A 14359-nucleotide genomic window follows, 5' to 3' on the forward strand; every position below is an offset into this window, starting at 1 on the left:
GCGTTCACTCGCCTTTCTGCTTGATGCCGATGAAGAGGCCGTTGCCGGGGTACTCACCGGTGACGTACTCGACCGTGAGACCGGCCCCGGTGAAGGCGGCCTCGTACTGGGCCCTGCTGTAGAGGGCCATCACATGGGTGTCCGAGAAGTGCTGCACGCCCTGGCCGGGCCGGGCGACGAGGCAGTGCACGTCCATGCGGCCGGCGTCGCGCGTCTCGTGGGGGACGGTGCGGGAGACACGGGCGACGGTCATGCCGTTGTGGGCGACGACGCTGCCGTCGACGTACCCCGGCGTGAAGTTCTCCGGGAACCACCAGGGTTCGAGGACGACGACACCGCCGGGCACGAGGTGGCGGGCGAAGGACGCGAGCGTCCCGGCGAGTTCGTCCGTGCCGGTCAGGTTGCCGACGGCGGCGAAGAGACAGACGACCGCGTCGAACCGGCCGTCCAGCCGGAAGGAGCGCATGTCGCCCCGCTCGAGGGGGACGCCGGGCAGTCTGCGGCGCGCCGCCTCCAGCATGCCGTCGGACAGGCCGATGCCCCGCACCTCGGCGAACTCCTGCGCGAAGTGGACGAGATGGCCGCCGGTGCCGCAGCCGACGTCGAGCAGCGAGGCGGCGTTCGGGAACCGGAAGCGGATGTGCTCGGTCACCACGGCCGACTCGGCGCGGTAGTCCTTGCCGCGCCCGCGGTAGATGGCGTCGTAGACATCGCCGAGGTCGTAGATGCCGGTCGTCCCGGATGCCGCCCCCGACGCCTCAGACACGCGCCAGCACCTCCCGCAGTGCCTCGATGACCTTGTCCTGGAGCCACTCGGGGAGGGAGGGGTACATCGGCAGGGAGAAGATCTCGTCCGCCAGCTTCTCGGTGACCGGCAAGGAGCCCTTGGTCCAGCCGAAGTGGGCGAAGCCGGACATGGTGTGCACCGGCCACGGATAGCTGATGTTGAGGTGGATGTCGTAGGCCTTGAGGGCCTCGATGATCGCGTCGCGCCGGGGGTGGCGCACGACGTACACGTAGTAGACGTGGGTGTTGCCCGGGTTGGTGGTGGGCAGCTGCAGTCCGCCCGGGCCGGTGACATCGGCGAGCCGCTCCTCGTAGCGGCGGGCGACGGCGTTGCGGCCGGCGATGTAGGCGTCGAGCCGGGTGAGCTTGCGGCGCAGGATCTCCGCCTGCACCTCGTCCAGGCGTGAGTTGTGCCCCGGCGAGCGCACCACGTAGTAGACCTTGTCCATGCCGTAGTAGCGCAGCTGCTTCATGGCCCGGTCGGTCTCCTCGTCGGCGGTGATGACCGCGCCGCCGTCGCCGTAGGCGCCGAGGACCTTGGTGGGGTAGAAGGAGAAGGCCGCCGCGTCGCCCATGGTGCCGGTGAGACGGCCGTGGTGGCGGGCGCCGTGCGACTGGGCGCAGTCCTCGAGGATCTTCAGACCGTGCTTGTCGGCGATGCGCCGAAGCGGCTCCATGTCGACGCTCTGGCCGTAGAGGTGGACCGGCAGCAGCACCTTGGTCCGGGGTGTGACGGCCGCCTCGACCTGGTCGGTGTCCATGAGGAAGTCCTTTTCGCGGACGTCCACGAACACCGGTGTGGCCCCGGTGCCGACGATGGCGACCACGGTGGGCGCGGCGGTGTTGGAGACCGTGATGACCTCGTCGCCGGGGCCGACGCCCAGCGCTTCCAGGGCGAGCTTGAGCGCGTTGGTGCCGTTGTCGACGCCGGTGGCGTACGGCAGCCCGTGGTAGGCGGCGAACTCCGCCTCGAAGCCCTTGACGCTCTCCCCCAGCACCAGCTGGCCGGACTCGAACACCTTCTGAACGGCGTCCAGGATGTCGTCCTTCTCGACGGCGTACTCCGGCAGATAGTCCCAGACTCGGGTGGTCACGCGATCGCCTCCTGCTTGACGTTGCTCGGGGTTCGGTCGGGGGTCAGGCCGGGCCGGATCTCACGGGCGACGGCCGGGCCGTAGGCGGCCTCGACGCGCCGGAGCAGACCGGCCGGGGTCAGCGAGTGGCCGTCGCCTGCTGTGCCGCGGGGCCGAACCAGCGCTCCAGGGCGGCCGTGACCCGCTCCCCGTCGGCCGAGGTCCAGGCGACATAGCCGTCGGGCCGTACGAGGACGGCGGCGGCGCCGGCGAAGGGGTCGGTGCGGGTCTCCGTCTCGTCGAGGGACGCGGTCACGGTGACCACGCGGTCCTTCCAGCCCTCGGCGTCGCGGCGGAGCTCCGTGTCGTCGGCGAGGTCGAGCAGCACGCCCTGCGCCTGGTGCAGCAGTCCGGCCGTGGTGGTCGCCGCGCCGGCGGCGGTGCGCAGCATCCGGGGCGGCAGCCGGCGGCCCAGCAGGGGATGGGTCCCGGGGCCGAGGTCGTAGCGGATGTCGAGATGGCTGACCGAGCCGGCCAGATGCCGCTTGACGTCGTCGTAGGCGATGAGTTCGGTGAGCAGTGCGCGCAGGGGGTCGGCCTCCTCGCCGCCGAGGAAGATCATGCCCTGGGCGCGGGTGTTGTTCAGCAGCCGCTCGCCGACCGGATGGCGCTCGGCGTGATAGGTGTCGAGCAGGCCCTTTGGTGCCCAGCCGGTCACCTCGGCGGCCAGCTTCCATCCCAGGTTGACCGCGTCCTGCACTCCGGTGCTCAGGCCCTGCCCGCCGGCCGGGAGGTGGATGTGCGCGGCGTCGCCGGCGAGCAGCACCCGCCCGCGCCGGTACTCGGTGACCTGGCGGGTGGCGTCGGTGAAGGAGCTGACCCACTCGGCGCTGCCGTGCGAGATGTCCTCGCCGGTGATGCGCTGCCAGGCCGCGGCGACCTCCTCGAAGGTGACGGTCTCGTCGCGGTCGCGGGCCGGGGTGCCGTGCGGGCAGACGATGATGCGGTCCACGCCCTCGGCGAGCGGGGCGGCCATCACCATGCCGTTCGGCAGTTTCTCCCCGAGGAAACGCGGCTTCAGGCCGCAGCCGCGGACATCGGCGAGATACATGGTCCGGGTGGCGGGGGTGCCCGGGAAGTCGAACCCGGCGGCCTTGCGGACCGTGCTGTGCCCGCCGTCGCAGCCGACCAGGTAGGCGGCGGTCAGCCGCCGCTCGCCCTGCGGGGTGGCGACGGTGACCTCGACGCGGTCCCCGTGGTCGGTCACGGCGCGCATGTCCCAGCCGCGCCGGATGTCCGCGCCCAGCTCCGTGGCCCACTGCTCCAGGACGGCCTCGGTCTGCGACTGGGGTATGCCGCGGGCGCCGAAGTGGGCGTCCTCCAGCACGGTGTAGTCGAACTGCACGCCGCCAAAGTGGCCGAGCGGGCTGCTCTCCAGGTCGCCGAACCTCGGCAGCAGGCCCCGCTGGTCGAAGGACTCCATGGCGCGGGCGGTGAAGCCCAGGCCACGCGACTGTCCCGTGGGCCGCTCGAGGCGCTCCGCCACGACGACCCGCGCTCCGCCGAGACGGAGTTCACCGGCCAGCATCAGTCCGGTGGGCCCGGCACCAACGATGATCACGTCCGTGTCCACGAACGTCCCCTCCTGTCTGCTCGGTGTGTGCGCGCTGCGCGGTGACGAGGCGCCGGGCACCACGTCCGCCTGCTGCGAGCTGCGCTGCGGCGAGGCGTCGGCCCCCGTCCGTCCGCTGTCCGCCGCCGTGTGACGAGGCGTCAGACGGCGGCCGTCGCGTGCGTGGTGCGAACGGCCCGCCACCACTGCGGGTTGTCCCGGTACCAGGCGACGGTCCCGGCCAGTCCGTCGTCGAAGGCGATGCGCGGTGACCAGCCGAGTTCCTCGCGGATCTTGGTGTCGTCGAGGGAGTACCGCAGGTCGTGTCCCTTGCGGTCGGCGACGTGCCGGATCATCGAGCGGTCGGCTCCGCACAGCCGCAGGATCCGCTCGGTCAGTTCCAGGTTGGTCAGCTCGGTGCCGCCGCCCACGTTGTAGATCTCGCCGGCCCCGCCCCGCATCAGCACCCGGTGGACGGCCCGGCAGTGGTCGTCGACGTGCAGCCACTCGCGCCGGTTCTGTCCGTCGCCGTAGACCTGAACCGGAAGTCCCTGAAGGAGGTTGGTGACGAACAGCGGGATCAGTTTCTCGGGGTGCTGATACGGGCCGTAGTTGTTGGAGCAGCGGGTCACCGAGACGTCGAGGCCGTGGGTGCGCCAGTAGGAACGCGCGACGAGGTCGGAGCCCGCCTTGGACGCCGCGTACGGGGAGTTGGGCAGCAGCGGCCACTCCTCGGTCCAGGAGCCCTCGTCGATCGAGCCGTACACCTCGTCGGTGGAGACGTGCACGACGCGCTCCACGCCGGTGGCCAGCGCCGCGTCCAGGACGGTCTGCGTGCCGAGCACATTGGTGCGGACGAACTCGGCGGCTCCGGTGATGGAGCGGTCGACGTGGGACTCCGCGGCGAAGTGCACGACGGCGTCGTGTCCCGGCAGCAGGTCGAGCAGCTGCGCCCGGTCGCAGACGTCCCCGTGGACGAACGTCAGCCGCGGGTGCTCGGCGGGCAGGTTGGCGCGGTTGCCGGCGTAGGTCAGCTTGTCCAGGACCGTCACGCCGATGCCCCGCGTCCCCTCGTACTCCTCCGCGAGCAGGGAGCGCACGTAGTGGGAGCCGATGAACCCGGCGCCCCCGGTCACCAGCACCCTCATGACGCGGCCCCCAGCAGTCCGGGGAGCCGGCCGACGACCTCGGCGGGCGTCGGCATGGCCCGCATCTCCGCCGCCACCTCCTGGCTCGCCGACCGGTAGCGCGGCTCGCCCAGCAGCTCGCGCAGCGCGGCCGCGACGTCGGCGCCGGTGGCCTTGGGGCCCTCCAGCATCAGACCGGCGCCGCGGGCCACCGGCACCTGGGCGTTGGCCCAGCCGTCGTCGTGCGCCATGGGCACCCCGAGCTGGGGCACACCGGCGTCGAAGGCGGCGTACATGGTGCCCATGCCGCCGTGGTGCACGATCGCGTCGCAGGTGGTGAGCAGGGCCCGCAGCGGTATCCAGTCGACGGTGCGCACATGGCCGGGCAGCGGCGAGGGCAGGGCGGTCAGTTCGGCGCCGCTGGTGGTGAGCACCACCTCGACGTTCAGTTCCTCGGTGCCCTTGATGATGTCGCGCAGCCCCGCGCCGTCGCTGTAGAAGGAGCGCAGCGAGCCGAGCGTGACGGCGACCCTGGGCCGCTCGCCGCGCCGCATCGCCCAGTCGGGCAGCTGTGCGCCGCCCGTGTAGGGGACGTACCGCATCGGCAGCGTGTGAGCGGCGCCGCCCTGGTGCGGAGCGTCCTGGTGGATGGTCTCCAGGGAGGCCGGGCTCAGGTCGATCTCCACCTCGGCCTCGTCCAGGGCGGTGACACCGAGGCGCTCGGCGACCGGGGCGAGGCGGTGCAGCGCGGGACGGAAGGTGGGACGCCGGGTACCGATGCCGTGCAGGACGGCGGGGATGCCGGCGGCGCGGGCGGCGAGCAGCCCGGCCACGGCGGGCGGCGGATAGACGACAGCATCCGCGTTCCAGGTCCTGACGGCCTCGACCAGACCGTCGATCATGCCGGTGGCGACCTCGGCGAAGACCCCGGCGACGTGCTCGATCACCTCGCCGGGGGTGAGGTTCCAGCTCACGTCGGTCTCGGCGAACCGGCGGACCAGGGCCTCGTACGGCCTCAAGGACCGGCCGTCGTCGGTGGCGACGGTGTGCAGCCCGGCCGAAGCCGCGGTGGTCAGCGCGGGGCCGCCGGCCGCGACGAGCACCTCGTGGCCGGCGGCGAGGGCGGCGTGGGCCAGCGGCACCAGGGGCAGCATGTGCGAGGCCCCCGGAATGGTGGTGAACAGGTAGCGCATGGCTGTGCTTCTCCGGTCCTGGTCCGTGGGAAGGTTCCGTGGCGGGTCAGTTCGCCGCGGAGCGCGAGTGCCACACGCGGAAGGTGTTCGCCCAGCGCCCCGTGGACAGGGAGCGGGCGCGCTCCCGGCCCTTTCGGACGTCGAGCGGCCGCTGCTCCTCGGGAAGCGTGTGGAAGGCGTCGTAGGTCTCCTTGCTGTCCCACTGCGCGTAGTTGACGACGGCCGTGCCGTCGAGGGAGCGGAAGTAGGCGTGGGAGCGGTAGCCGGGAACCGTCAGCAGCCAGTCGTCGGGCTTGGCGAGGGTGTCGACGAGGGCCTTCTGGTTCTCCGGCGCGCAGCGCAGCACGAAGATCACGGTGTAGTCGTCGCGCTTCGGGGAGATCTCGGTGACGCCCCCGAGCGAGGGGTGCCGCTGGGCGAAGACCAGCTCGGTCTGGATGAGCTGCACATTGGTGGCGAGCCGGTGGAACTCCGGCACGGTCTTCGTCCTGAACTCCTTGCCGGCGTAGCGCGCCTTGAGGTCCTCGGCGCTGCGCCACTGAATGTAGTTGGCGGTGCCGGGATTGTCCTGTCCGGCGTGCACGGTGGAGGAGATCCAGCCAGGGTAGTCGGCGTTGTCGACGATGTTCCGCATCGCCTCCAGCACCTGGTTCTGCTTTTCCCGGTCGGCGGTGTCGAAGAGGTTGAACAGGGTCATGTAGCCGTCGTCGGGCGAAATGAAGGGCATGATTCTCCGCAGTTCGAGGGTGGACACTCTCAGCCGGCCGCCGATATCTCCATGACATAACGACCGTACGAGGAATTCGCGAGCTTCTTTCCGAGCCGGTGGCAGGCCTCTCGGTCGATGAACCCCATGCGCCAGGCGATTTCCTCGAGGCAGGCGATGCGCACGCCCTGCCGGTGCTCCAGGATCTGCACGTACTGGCCGGCCTCGGTGAGGGCGTCGTGGGTGCCTGTGTCCAGCCAGGCGAAGCCTCGCCCGAGGGAGATCAGCTTCGCCTTGCCCCGCTTCAGGTACACCCGGTTGATGTCGGTGATCTCCAGCTCGCCCCGCGCGGAGGGGCGCAGGTTCTTGGCGATGTCGACGACGTCGTTGTCGTAGAAGTACAGCCCGGTGATGGCCAGGTTGGACCTGGGCCGGGCCGGCTTCTCCTCCAGCGAGACCAGGTTGCCCTCGGCGTCCACCTCGCCGACTCCGTACCGCTCGGGATCGCGCACGGGGTAGCCGAACAGCACGCAGCCGTCGACGTCCTGGACCACCTCCTGGAGCAGGCCGCTGAAGCCGGGACCGTGGAAGATGTTGTCGCCGAGGACCAGGGCCACGGAGTCGTCGCCGATGTGGTCGGCGCCGATGATGAACGCGTCGGCGAGGCCGCGCGGTTCGTCCTGCTCCGCGTAGGTCAGGCGCAGTCCGTAGTCCGAGCCGTCGCCCAGCAGCCGCTGAAAACCACCCAGATCACGCGGCGCGGAAATGATCTGGATGTCAGTGATGCCTGCGAGCATCAGCACCGACAGTGGATAGTAAATCATCGGCTTGTCGTACACCGGGAGCAATTGCTTCGAAATTCCCAGGGTGATCGGGTGAAGCCTTGTCCCGTGGCCTCCGGCCAGAATGATTCCTTTCACTGTCCCTGCCTCCAGGCAATTCTGCTGGGTCGCGGTCGGGGGAACCAGTGACCAGCTTCTTCTGACATCCGGATGGATTCAAGGGCTGTCAGGTCAGAGCGACGTCAATTTCTGTCAGAATTTCTGCCGGAAATGGCAACCGAACGGCGGGCGGGGCCGAACCAGTTGTCGAGCGCGGTTTCCACGTCGTCTTCCCCGCCGGTCCAGGCGATGTATCCGTCCGGCCGTACGAGGAGGGCACGGGCGGCACCGAGCGGGCCGTCCCCCGCCGGGCGGGCGGCCACGGTGACGACCCGGTCGGCCCAGGGCCGCGCGGCGGTGCGCAGTCCGGCGTCGCCGGCCAGGTCGAGCAACAGGCCGCGCCCTGCGGTCCGCAGAAGCTCGGTGGTGCTCAACGGCCCGGCGGGACCGGTCAGTTCGGTGTACGGCAGCCGGGTGCCGAGCAGCGGGTCCACCAGGTCGGCGGCGCCGTAGCGGATGTCCAGGCCCGAGATCATCCCGGCCAGGTGGGTCCGCACCTCGGGCCGCGTGGCGATGAGCTCGGCGAGCAGCGTGCGCACCGGCTCCACCTCCGGGCCGCCGAGCAGCAGCAGGGCCTGGGCTCTGATGTTGGACAGGACCCTCCGGCCGACCGTGTGCCGCTCGGTGTGATAGGTGTCCAGCAGCCCCGCCGGAGCCCGGCCGCGCACCTCGGCGGCCAGTTTCCAGCCGAGGTTGACGGCGTCCTGCAGTCCCAGGTTGAGCGCCTGACCGCCGATGGGCATCTGCTGGTGGGCCGCGTCACCGGCGAACAGCACGGGGCCGCGGCGGTACTCGGCGAGCTGCCGGTTCGCGTCGCCGAAGGAGTTCACCCACAGCGGGGTGCCTCCGCTGACGTCCTCCCCGGTGACCCGCTTCCAGACCTGGGCGACCTCGGCGAACTCCGGCTCGGTGACGCGGGGGCCGGCGGCGGCGCCGAACTCGTGCACCATGATCCGGGTGATCCCGTCGGCCCGACGGGCGGCGATCGCGAGCCCCTTCTCCAGCCGCTGGAAACGGCGGTTCGGGATGTCGACCCCGGCCACGTCCGCACGCAACAGCTCCCGGCTCGCGTCCTGCCCCGGGAACTCGGCCCCGGTCAGCCGGCGCAGGGTGCTGTTCTCCCCGTCGCATCCGACCACGTACCGCGCCCGGATCCGCAGCGTCCGGCCGCCGGGCCCCGCCGCGACCGCCTCGACATGGTCCTCGGCGACCCGCACCGCCCGCAGGTCGTGCCCGCGCCGCAGATCCGCGCCGAGCCCGAGCGCCCACTCCTGGAGCAGCTCCTCGGTACGGGTCTGCGGCACCTTCCACTGCCCGGGCCAGGGGCTGGGCAGCGTCAGGTCGAGCGGCACCCCGCCGAAGTGCCCGCGCGGCTCGTCGGGCGGGGTGCCCAGGGCGTCCAGCAGTCCGCGGCTGTCGAAGAGCTCCATGGTGCGGGCGTGCAGCGTGGAGGCCCGCGACTCGGTGGTCGGGGCGCTCCGCCGCTCCAGTACGACCGTCCCGGCGCCGCCGAGGCGCAGCTCCCCGGCGAGCATCAGCCCCACGGGCCCCGCGCCGACGACGAGCACCTCGGTCTCCAGCAAGCGCGCGGCCATGGTCAACGCCTTTTCTCGGCGTAGTTCCTGGCGTGCTCCAGGGTGGCACGGCTGTTGGTGCTGAGCGCGCCCTGGACGTACTCACGCGCGTCCGCGACGGTGGCGTCCGCGCCGAGGATCTTCGGGATGCCGGCCGTGTTGAGGACCACGGTGTGCTGCGAGGTGGCGGCGACACCGGACCCGTCCTCGGTGAAGGTCCAGCAGCCCGTGTGCAGGGTCATCAGGGCGGGCAGGGTGACCTGCTTGTAGGCGATCCTGTGGTGCGGGAAGGTCACCCGGTACGACTTGGTGGTGTGCGTGGAGCCGTCCCTGGCGCGGGTGTCCATCTCCAGGACCTGCAGCCCCGGGGTGTCCTCCTCCAGCCGGACGCGGGCCACGTGCGGCAGCCGCTCGGCCCACAGCCCGGCCTCGTTGATGAAGTCGTAGACGTCCTTGGCGGAACCGTCGATCCGGACGGTGTCCTCGAAGGAGAAGGTGATCTCCTCGGAGGCGTGCGCGAGCTCGACGTTGGTCTTCAGCGCGGCCAGCTCGGAGCGCGAGTTGCGGTCGACGGCCTCGTCGATCCACTTCAGGCCCTCCGGGTCGTCGTCGATCGCGCGGTAGTCGTGCAGCAGCCTGATCCGGCAGGAGGTGCCGGACAGCGGCTCGATGATCCAGGTCCCGCCCATCGCGGCGACCGGTGGGGTGGACACCTCCTGGCGGAAGGTGATCCGCAGGTTCTCCGGGTCGAGGGTGCGGCGGGAGGTCCAGCTCTTGGCCTCGCCGTTGGCGGTGGCCCAGATCCGTATCCGCTCCTCGCCCTCGCCGCGCTCCAGGTGGTCGACGTAGATGGTGGGCGGGAAGATCCGCGGCCAGTTCTCCACCTCGGCGATCAGCCGGTAGACGGCGGCGGCGGGAGCGTCGGCGGTGATCTCGTGCTCGACCTGTCGGGTCGTCATGATGTCCTCTCCGGAGGGTCGGAAGGGGGTCAGAAGTTGCCCAGACCGCCGCAGACGTTCAGGGCCTGCGAGGTGATGGAGGCGGCGGTGTCGGAGACCAGGTAGCCGACCAGGCCGGCCACCTCCTCGGGGGTGGAGTAACGGCCGAGCGGGATCTTCGCCTGGAACTTCTCGAGGATCGCCTCCTCGGTGGTGTTGTAGGCGGCCGCGTAGCCCTGGCGGACCCGCTGGGCCATCGGGGTCTCGACATAGCCGGGGCAGACCGCGTTGACGGTGATGCCGGTCGGGGCGAGTTCGTTGCCGAGCGCCTTGGTGAAGCCGACGACGCCGTGCTTGGAGGCGGAGTACGGGGCGCCGAGGACGACACCCTGCTTGCCGGCCGTGGAGGCGATGTTGATGATGCGGCCGTAGCCCTTGTGACGCATGCCGCCGGTGTTCAGCACCTCACGGGTCACCCGGAAGACGCTGTTGAGGTTGGTGTCGATGACGTCGTCCCACAGCTCGTCGGCGATGTCGGCGGTGACTCCGCCGCCGCTGCGGCCCGCGTTGTTGACCAGCACATCAATGCTGCCGAAGCGGTCGACCGCCGCTTGCACGAAGGCCTTGACGCTCTCGACGGACCGTACGTCCACGGCGGTGCCGTCGACGTCCAGGCCCTTCTCGCGCAATTCCTTGACGGTGGACGCCACGTTCTCGGCGGTACGGGCGCCGATGAACACCTTGTGGTCCCGCTCGGCGAGAAGCCGGGCGACGGCGAGGCCGATGCCGCTGGTGGCTCCGGTGACGAGGGCGACCCGTTTCTGCTGCGCCATGTTGTCCTCTCCCATGGGGGTGCGGTGCGATGTCTGTCGGGGATGGCTGCCGGGAACGCAACGCGGTGACCACGGGGCGAGGCTCGGGGGCCCGCCCCGCGGTCATCGCCGGCTGCCGTGCCGCGGCCCGAAGCCGGGCGCCGAAGGCCGGCTCAGGCGGCGGCGCCCGCTCCGAGCAGGGCGTTGACGGCCGCTATCAGCGCACGCGGCGTCCGGGCGTCGGTCAGGACGTCGTCGTCGAGAGTGATCCCGAACTCCCGCTCGATCCGCCCACCCGTCTCCAGCAGTGCGAGCGACTCGTAACCGAGCTCCTCGAAGTCGGTGTCGAGGATGTCGCCGTCGAGATCGACGCTCTCGTCGGCCCCCGCGCCCTCGCGCAGGATCCGCTTGAGATCGTCCAGGGTGAATTCCTTGGTGGCCACGTTGAGTTGGTCCCTTCGTGTTCCGGGTATGCGTTCGATGCGGCATGAGCCGTGGGGTGGGTCCGCCCAGCCCGCGGCTCGGACGGCCGGCGCGGAGTCGAAGCCGCCTAGTCCGCGGCTCGGACGACCAGCGCGGAGTTGAAGCCGCCCTGACCGCGGGCCAGTACCAGTGCGGTGCGGATCTCGGCGGGACGGGGCTGGGCGGTGACCAGGTCCAGGCCGTATTCCGGCGAGGGCTCGGTGTTGACCGTGGGCGGGATCAGGCCGTCCGCCATGGCGAGGAACGCCGAGGCCAGGTCCAGCGGGGCGGCGCCGGAGTACAGGCGGCCGGTCATCGTCTTGGGCGCGGTGACCGGAACACCCCCCGGCCCGAAGACCGCGTTGATCGCGTCGGCCTCGGCCCGGTCGAGCTCCGGGATCGCGGCCGCGTCCGCGAAGACCACGTCGACCTCGCCGGGCCGCACCCCGGCGTCGGCGAGAGCGGTCTCCAGAGCCCTGCGCAACCCGGGCTCGCCCCCGCTGCCCGGCCGGGGGTCGATGGTCGCGCCGTAACCGGCGATCTCCCCGTAGACCTTCGCACCGCGTCTCCGCGCCGCCTCGGCGGCCTCCAGGACGAGAATCGCCCCGCCCTCGCCGGGCACATGGCCGCATGCCTCCGCGTCGAAGGGCAGGTACGCGCGTGCGGGCTCGTCACTGGTGCTCAGCCGGTTGCCCGCGAGCTGCGCCACCCATCCCCACGGGCAGACGGGCGCCTCCACCCCGCCGGACACGATCAGCGCGGTCCCCTTGCGGATCTGCCGTCTGGCCTGTGCGATCGCGTCCAGACCGCCGGCCTGGTCGCTGACGACGACACCGCTCGGCCCCTTCATCCCGTTGCGGATGGAGATCTGGCCGCTGTTGACGGCGTAGAACCAGGCGAAGGACTGGTAGGCGCTGACGTGCTGGCTGCCCAGGCTCCACAGCTTCTTCAGCTCGCCCTGGCCGAACTCGAACCCGCCGGAGTGGCTCGCGGTCACCACGCCCATGTCGAACTCGGGCAGCTCCGCGGGCGTCACCCCGGCGTCGGCGAGCGCCCAGTCCGCGGCCACCAGCGCGAGCTGGGTCATCCGGTCGGTCTGCGGCAGCAGCCGGTTCGGCAGATGATCCTCCGCGACGAAGCCCGGGATCTCACCGGCCAGCCGCGCCGGGTACGGGGACGGATCGAAGCGGGTGATCCGGCCGATGCCGCTCTTGCCGCTCTTGGTCGCCGCCCAGAAATCCTTGATTCCCAGTCCGTTGGGGGACACCACGCCGAGACCGGTCACCACTGCGGTCGTGCTCATGCCGCACTCCTCTCAGGCCGGGCGAGCACCATGGCGCTCTGGAAGCCACCGAACCCGCTGCCGACCGTGAGCACCGCGTCGGTGATCTGGTCGCGGGCCGTGAGCGGCACATAGTCGAGGTCGCACTCCGGGTCGGGGGTGTGCAGATTGGCCGTGGGCGGCACCACGTTGTGCTCCATCGCCAGGGCCGAGGCCGCGATCTCGATGGAGCCGATCGCGCCCAGCGAGTGCCCGACCATCGACTTGATGGAGCTGACCGGGGTCCGGTAGGCGTGCTCGCCCAGGCTCCGCTTGAAGGCCGCGGTCTCGTGCCGGTCGTTCTGCTTCGTGCCCGATCCGTGGGCGTTGATGTAGTCGATCTCCTCCGGGTTCATCCGTGCCTCGTCCAGCGCGACCCGGATCGCCTCGGCCATCTCCGCGCCGTCCGGCCGCAGCCCCGTCATGTGGTACGCGTTGCTGCGTGTGGCGTATCCCGCGATCTCCGCGTAGATGTGCGCGCCGCGCCGCCGGGCGCTGCCCAGCTCCTCCAGGACGAACACCGCCGCTCCCTCGCCCAGGACGAAGCCGTTGCGCGTGCCGTCGAAGGGGCGGGAGGCGCACTCCGGCCTGTCGTGCCGCGGCGTGGTCGCCTTGATCGCGTCGAAGCAGGCCATCGTGATCGGTGAGATCGGGGCGTCCGAGGCCCCCGCGACCATCACGTCGACGGAGCCCTCCCGGATCAGCTCCACCGCGTAGCCGACCGCGTCGATGCCCGAGGTGCAGCCGGTGGACACCACCGTGCTCGGCCCCTGGGCGCCGACCGCCCAGGCCACCTCGGCCGTGAACGAGCTCGGCACCAGGTAGTTGTAGAGGTGCGGAACCGCGTACGTGTGGTCGACCAGATCCAGCCGACCGCCGTCGCTGACGATCCGGTACTCCTGGTCGAGTCCCATCGTGGCGCCGACGGCACTGCCGATGGTGACCCCTACCCGGTACGGGTCGTACTCCTCCAGCTCGATACCGCTGTCGGCGACCGCACCGCGCGCCGCGACCACGGCGAACTGCGCGGCGCGATCCATGCGGCGGACCTCCTGCGGGCTCAGTCCGTGTTCCTCGGGGTCGAAGTCGATCTCCGCGGCCACCCGGGAACGGAACGGGGAGGGGTCGAAAAAGGTGATCCCACGGGTCGCCGTCCGGCCCTCGCTCAGCAGGCTCCAGAAGTTCTTGGTACCGATGCCGCCAGGGGCCAGTACCTCCATCCCCGTGATGACGACGCGCCGGCCCGTCACGCGGACGCCTCCCAGTGGTAGAAGCGGACCGCCATGGCATCGGCCGGCGAACGCCAGGTCGCCGGGTCGTAGGCCTGGATGAACGGCTTGAGGTCATTGCTGATCTGGATGAACCGCGGATCGTTCTTCGCCTGCTCGATCAGCTCGCCGCCGTTGTCCGAGTCGAAGTCCTGAAGATGGAAATAAAGCCCCCGGTACGAGAACAGCTGACGACGCCGAGTACCCATGCGGTGCGGCATGTCGCCGGCGTCGAACTCCGCGAACAATTTCGCCACGTCGCCGCTGGAACCAGGATCCATCCTGGCCACGATCAAAGTGCTGTGCATGCGTCTCTCCTCCACGACAGAGTTTTCCGGTAATTCCACACGGCGACCGGACGAATTCACAACGAAGACTCCCGGAAGAGTCCGAGAAGCACGGGAAAGGGGATCCGGAAACCAGGTTCTTAGCTTCTCCAGCCGTTTTCAAGGGAGTTCAGGTCATACGAATGTCAAACCTGGTCAGAATCTGGTACGAGAAATACGCGGGAGTGTCTGTCAGTTCTTGATGTCGCAGATGGGGGCG

At 70.5% G+C, this 14359-nt stretch carries 15 protein-coding genes; 1 reads left to right on the forward strand and 14 read right to left on the reverse strand.

Annotated features, from left to right (window positions below):
* Nucleotides 1-4: 4 nt before the first annotated feature.
* The 3 genes from CCN35_RS14675 to CCN35_RS14680 all read right to left on the reverse strand — a co-directional run bounded on the left by CCN35_RS14675 (nt 5) and on the right by CCN35_RS14680 (nt 3492).
* On the reverse strand, nt 5-766 hold the full coding sequence (locus tag CCN35_RS14675; RefSeq protein WP_236561202.1) for a class I SAM-dependent DNA methyltransferase: 762 nt from the start codon (nt 764-766) through the stop codon (nt 5-7).
* Nucleotides 759-1880, reverse strand: coding sequence for a DegT/DnrJ/EryC1/StrS family aminotransferase (locus CCN35_RS29465; RefSeq protein WP_067398904.1), 1122 nt, complete (start codon nt 1878-1880; stop codon nt 759-761). Before CCN35_RS29465 ends, CCN35_RS14675 begins: the two co-directional genes overlap by 8 nt.
* 118 nt (nt 1881-1998) lie before the next feature.
* Nucleotides 1999-3492 carry an FAD-dependent monooxygenase gene (locus CCN35_RS14680; RefSeq protein WP_067398906.1) on the reverse strand — a complete coding sequence of 498 codons (1494 nt, stop codon included), beginning with the start codon at nt 3490-3492 and terminating at the stop codon, nt 1999-2001.
* On the opposite strand from CCN35_RS14680, the gene CCN35_RS28400 reads away from it, so the two are divergent.
* Complete coding sequence (locus CCN35_RS28400; protein ID WP_158100410.1) at nt 3485-3625, forward strand: hypothetical protein; 141 nt, start codon at nt 3485-3487, stop codon at nt 3623-3625. The genes CCN35_RS14680 and CCN35_RS28400 overlap by 8 nt on opposite strands.
* A 7-nt stretch (nt 3626-3632) precedes the next feature.
* Here CCN35_RS28400 and rfbB read toward each other — a convergent pair whose 3' ends face one another.
* The 11 genes from rfbB to CCN35_RS14735 all read right to left on the reverse strand — a co-directional run bounded on the left by rfbB (nt 3633) and on the right by CCN35_RS14735 (nt 14121).
* A complete protein-coding gene (gene rfbB, locus CCN35_RS14685; protein ID WP_086792973.1) occupies nt 3633-4619 on the reverse strand; it encodes a dTDP-glucose 4,6-dehydratase in 987 nt (328 codons plus the stop codon).
* Nucleotides 4616-5791, reverse strand: coding sequence for a nucleotide disphospho-sugar-binding domain-containing protein (locus tag CCN35_RS14690; RefSeq protein ID WP_067398909.1), 1176 nt, complete (start codon nt 5789-5791; stop codon nt 4616-4618). Before CCN35_RS14690 ends, rfbB begins: the two co-directional genes overlap by 4 nt.
* A gap of 46 nt (nt 5792-5837) precedes the next feature.
* Nucleotides 5838-6518 (reverse strand): antibiotic biosynthesis monooxygenase family protein, encoded by a 681-nt coding sequence (locus CCN35_RS14695; protein WP_067398945.1) that lies wholly within the window; start codon nt 6516-6518, stop codon nt 5838-5840.
* 29 nt (nt 6519-6547) lie between these two features.
* A complete protein-coding gene (gene rfbA / locus CCN35_RS14700; protein ID WP_067398912.1) occupies nt 6548-7417 on the reverse strand; it encodes a glucose-1-phosphate thymidylyltransferase RfbA in 870 nt (289 codons plus the stop codon).
* A gap of 104 nt (nt 7418-7521) precedes the next feature.
* Entirely contained in the window at nt 7522-9033 is a 1512-nt protein-coding gene (locus CCN35_RS14705) for an FAD-dependent monooxygenase (RefSeq protein ID WP_086792975.1), read from the reverse strand.
* Nucleotides 9034-9035: 2 nt separating this feature from the next.
* Nucleotides 9036-9971 carry an aromatase/cyclase gene (locus tag CCN35_RS14710; protein ID WP_067398918.1) on the reverse strand — a complete coding sequence of 312 codons (936 nt, stop codon included), beginning with the start codon at nt 9969-9971 and terminating at the stop codon, nt 9036-9038.
* 29 nt (nt 9972-10000) lie between these two features.
* Entirely contained in the window at nt 10001-10783 is a 783-nt protein-coding gene (gene fabG / locus CCN35_RS14715) for a 3-oxoacyl-ACP reductase FabG (protein ID WP_067398920.1), read from the reverse strand.
* Nucleotides 10784-10935: 152 nt separating this feature from the next.
* Nucleotides 10936-11205 carry an acyl carrier protein gene (locus CCN35_RS14720; RefSeq protein WP_067398922.1) on the reverse strand — a complete coding sequence of 90 codons (270 nt, stop codon included), beginning with the start codon at nt 11203-11205 and terminating at the stop codon, nt 10936-10938.
* A gap of 107 nt (nt 11206-11312) precedes the next feature.
* Nucleotides 11313-12527, reverse strand: a complete 1215-nt coding sequence (locus tag CCN35_RS14725) for a ketosynthase chain-length factor (protein WP_067398924.1) — start codon at nt 12525-12527, stop codon at nt 11313-11315.
* Nucleotides 12524-13795 carry a beta-ketoacyl-[acyl-carrier-protein] synthase family protein gene (locus tag CCN35_RS14730; protein ID WP_067398928.1) on the reverse strand — a complete coding sequence of 424 codons (1272 nt, stop codon included), beginning with the start codon at nt 13793-13795 and terminating at the stop codon, nt 12524-12526. The genes CCN35_RS14725 and CCN35_RS14730 overlap by 4 nt, the downstream gene beginning before the upstream one ends.
* The gene (locus tag CCN35_RS14735) at nt 13792-14121 is read right to left on the reverse strand and encodes a TcmI family type II polyketide cyclase (RefSeq protein ID WP_067398930.1); all 330 of its coding nucleotides are present in this window, start codon (nt 14119-14121) and stop codon (nt 13792-13794) included. Before CCN35_RS14735 ends, CCN35_RS14730 begins: the two co-directional genes overlap by 4 nt.
* Nucleotides 14122-14359 lie beyond the last annotated feature (238 nt).

This window comes from Streptomyces thermovulgaris (assembly GCF_002155915.1).
Classification (GTDB): Bacteria; Actinomycetota; Actinomycetes; order Streptomycetales; family Streptomycetaceae; genus Streptomyces; species Streptomyces thermovulgaris.